Here is a 4,215-nt window from a genome sequence, read left to right as displayed (position 1 = left end):
GGGGAAAGGGGAAGGGAAAAGGGGAAGGGGGAAAGGTTTTAAAGACCTTACGTTTATCCAGGGCTGACCCAGCATTTTGGGTTGCCAGACCACTGTGATGGATACTTAAGTATGATCGGAATACAGTTTAAGTTAGCAAAAATCAGGCAATTAGCACATTATTCCATCCCGTAATAGGCGACGGCTTTCTCTAAAAAACTCCATCCACATAAATGTGATAGTGTGAAATAAGAAAATACTATACTTACACGTACTTACCGTATTTTACTTGAGATTTCCTAGCAACAAGTACTGGAAAAGAATTTATGCCACTTCAGTTTGGAATTTGGTCTCCTGCGTTTGTGGGGGATGGTTGCGAAGCATTGACCTTACCTAAATTAACATTATTATGAATAAGCGTAAGCTTGAAGATATTACCCTTAATCACATCAAAATTTTACAAGCAGTAGATGAATGTGGCAGCTTCTCAAAGGCAGCACAAAAACTAGGGTATAGTCAAGGATTGATTAGCAAAAAGGTAAAGCAAACCGAGGATTATTTTGGTGTAACTCTCCTCAATCGTTCTCCAGGTTCTGTATCCTTGACTAATAAGGGTAAGAAATTAATTTCTCAAACAATTAATATCGTCAAAACTGTAGAAAATCTCCGAGAAGAATTTCAAGCAACATTTAGTGCTGACGGTGAAGATTTAATATTAGGGGCTACTAGTTTAATCTTAGAAGTCTGGCTCAAACAGCATTTGCAACGATTTCAACTTTGTTTTCCAGGTAGAAATATCAAAGCGATCGCTGTACAGCGTAGCAGATTTTTTACTGATTTTCAACTTCTAAAAATGGATCTCTTACTCAACAGTTGTTCTGGATATAAGCAAGAACACCACTGTACTAGATTAACAACTCACAAAATGTTATTAGTCTCATTTGGCGGACATGAATCTTTTAAAGGGCATCATTTAGTTAAAATAAATGATATTTATTTGGATAATATTGTACTTTTAGATGAAGTGCATCATGAACTTGCTAAAAATGGATTTCTAATTGATAAATTAAATTCTGTGCAACAGCTACAAAATTATGATGAATTACTAAATTATGCTGCAATCAATCAAAAATTAACAATTTTACCAGATTTTTGTCAAGCTGATATCATATCTAAATATCAGGCAATGTTTTTGCCTATTGAAGATATTCATGAATATGGCATTTATATTCATGTCCCTCGCTGGAGTGAATTGTTAATATCTGCTGAGGGTTTGGTGAGAAGTTTCCGACTTGATAGAGACAACTTAGAAAGTTTGCCCAATGTAAATATAATTATAGCTACCTGTAATACCAAAGAAGAAAATGTCTTGAGAATTGGAATTCAGAGTGATTCCATTGGGCAATTTGTAGCTGGATATGTGACTAAGTATATTTTTGATTTACAAAAATCATCTGCATTACTGGAACAGCCTATATTTAAAAATATTGAAATTAATCGCAATTTTGATTTACAAATTCTCCCATTTACTTCTGGAGAACAAATGAATCGACAAATGAAACGGAAAGAACTAGATATTTGTATTTTAGATGATATTTCTCTTTTGAATAACGGTAGTCATTTTTTTGATGATTTCAGTTTTGGTTCTAAATTAATTGGCATTGCTTCCTATAATCTTTTGGGCCAGGATATTAATATTGTGATTCATAAGGATGCAACGATAAATACTATTCAGGATCTCAAAGGAAAAAAGATTTCTACCTTATTTGGCTCTCACGCTCATAGATTTATTATTACTCTATTTGACCTCTATAATATGGATGTCAATCAAGATTGTAGATTAGTGGATGAAGATCCTCGTGAAGCTAGCAAAAGTCTAGCAGATAAAACTATAGATGCCTACGTATGTTGTTACACTTTTGCATCTATTCTAGAAGGATATGCTTTTGTTAAAAAGCTATCTTTCGCTCAAACAATTAGTTTAAATATTCCATCCATTAGAGGAATTGTTTGTCGTTCACAATTCATTAAAGAAAACCCTAAACTGGTAATTGCTTATTTACATGATTTACTAGTTGCTAACTATTGGTTTGATTCATCCCAAATTCAAGCAATAGATTTATTAAGTAAAGTCATGAATGTGAAAGAGTCACAGATAAATCAATTTTTTAATCCGGTATTTGGTAATCGCATCGATCCGACACTTAAACCCCAATGGTCTTGGTTGCTGAAAACTTTAAATCGTAGGTTGGAAGGAAAATATGGAATTTCACTTTTTGATGTGGATTTTTGGATAGATGATTATTTTTTGCGACTTGTCTACAACCTGCTGAATTTGGATTACCATTTTCATCAGGTTTCCTTTTCTAGTGAGTTCTCAAGTAGCTATTTTTTAGAAGAACAGTTTAACCGATATATGAAAGTTCTCTATGATAATTACGATGTCTCCATCAAAGATGATAATACCAAGACAAATGCATATTAATTGCCATAACAAGGGACTGGAGACGGACTGAAAAATCTTGTTTTGTCTAAGTTTTATCAGTTGCGATCGCAATCTTAAACTTCATCCAAGTTGAGAAGTGGACTTTTTCAAAAAGGAACGGGGAAGAGTTTAGGATTTGTAAATAAAATAAAACCCGATTTTCAAAAAACTAAGGATTTTAAAGTAGAAGCGGTTTATATCATCGTTTATAAATCATTTCATCAATCATATCTAATATATGTGGTTCTATAATTTGATCGAATTTTCTAGCGAATAATTTCTCTGATTGCTTAATGTTTTCAAAATCATTTGTTCCTAAAATTCGGGGATGGAGTGCGTTAATATTTTCCCAATCTATATACCTTAAGTGGTCGTTAATTATTTTGTCTTGAAATGTAGAATTTAAAATAAGTATTTGATAAAAAATTTCATCTGTTATATGAGTGTAATTAAAACGATTAACAAACTTAGGGTTTTGTTTGACAAAATTATGTATATACTTTATGCACTCTCCGGTTAAACACCAAAATGCAGAACCTCCATAAAGAGTAAAGCCTTCAAAAAAATTACGTTTTTTAGGCAAAAAAGAAATCAAAAATGAATATATAAAAGAGTGAATAGCAGATTTAAATTCACGCTTTTCCGGAATAGCAATATACCGATTACCCCAACGAATATGCCAATACTCTATTCTTCTTAAACCGCCTCCTTCCCATTTATTACATGGTAATGGAAAATATTCTATAAATTCTTTACCTTTATTTTGTTCGAGAAACTTTTTAATATGTGTATTTGATTTAATTGGATAATCTTGACCGGATAAATGTATAACATAATCAAAGTCTATACCCGTTTTAGCTATTGATTTTATCCCCTCAAAACTAGCTCTTACAGCATCAAAACTTCCCCATCCTGAATTGAATCTTTTGAGAAAAAAAACATTGGTAAAATCTTTTAATAGGGTAACTACCTGATGATATATTTTCGCTTCTACTTTTTTATCTATGTGTATAAAAAATGAAACATCTTCTGTATTAAGTCGATGAATCAGACGCTTTAATTGTTCGAGATACTTATGAGCTAAGATAATGTATGCGATTTTCATAGATTGGCTAGTATAATTGTGCATTTAGAAGCCAAAATACTTGATTTTTATACTCTTACCTCAGGATTGTTTAATATTTTACTCATCTTAGTAACAGGGACAATTATCCCATTTCTCAAATAATGAGGCGCTCTTTGAATTGTAGTAAATCCCAATTTTAAATAAAATCCTTCTGCATACAGACTCGCAGTTGTAATTACTTTATCTATACCTCCATCCCTAGCTAGATAACAAAAATGTTCAACTAAAGTACGTCCAATACCTTGACCTTGATATTTTGGATGGACGTATAACCCAATCAGTTCATCAACAACAAAACTGGTAAAACCCATAACAATATCTCCCTCCACCGCAACCCATAAAGACTCCAATTTCATATTTTTTAAAATATTTGAAGCATCAGGCTGGTTGCGATTGTTACGCCAAGCTAAAAGTTCTTTTTCTGTATAAAAAGTTGCTGGTAGAGCTTTGATAGCAGCAATATGAATTGCACTCAGCACCCACCCATCTTTTTCCTCAGCACGTCTCAGAGAGATTTTAGTGGCGTTCATCGTTTTCACACTGCACTTAGATGACATGCCTTTGAGAATATCAAGTCCACTCAAAATATAAACTCAGGTAAATTTATCGTTAAAATATATAATAT

The 4,215-nt window shown here is 32.6% G+C and carries 3 protein-coding genes; 1 reads left to right on the top strand and 2 read right to left on the bottom strand.

Annotated features, from left to right (window positions below; all coding sequences use genetic code 11):
- Positions 1–388 precede the first annotated feature (388 nt).
- Positions 389–2,464, top strand: coding sequence for a LysR family transcriptional regulator (locus tag GNE10_RS32440; protein ID WP_185570104.1), 2,076 nt, complete (start codon positions 389–391; stop codon positions 2,462–2,464).
- 199 nt (positions 2,465–2,663) lie between these two features.
- Here the strand turns inward: GNE10_RS32440 and GNE10_RS32435 are convergent, their stop codons facing one another.
- Both GNE10_RS32435 and GNE10_RS32430 read right to left on the bottom strand, forming a co-directional pair.
- Positions 2,664–3,569: a beta-1,6-N-acetylglucosaminyltransferase gene (locus tag GNE10_RS32435; protein WP_185570102.1), complete on the bottom strand. Its 906-nt coding sequence runs from the start codon at positions 3,567–3,569 to the stop codon at positions 2,664–2,666.
- Positions 3,570–3,616: 47 nt separating this feature from the next.
- Positions 3,617–4,120, bottom strand: a complete 504-nt coding sequence (locus GNE10_RS32430) for a GNAT family N-acetyltransferase (RefSeq protein ID WP_099067225.1) — start codon at positions 4,118–4,120, stop codon at positions 3,617–3,619.
- Between the last annotated feature and the right edge of the window lie 95 nt (positions 4,121–4,215).

Source organism: Nostoc sp. 2RC (genome assembly GCF_014222165.1).
Classification (GTDB): domain Bacteria; phylum Cyanobacteriota; class Cyanobacteriia; order Cyanobacteriales; family Nostocaceae; genus Nostoc; species Nostoc linckia.
The sequence above is the reverse complement of the archived record's forward strand: the minus strand, read 5'-3'. Positions and strand labels throughout refer to the sequence as shown.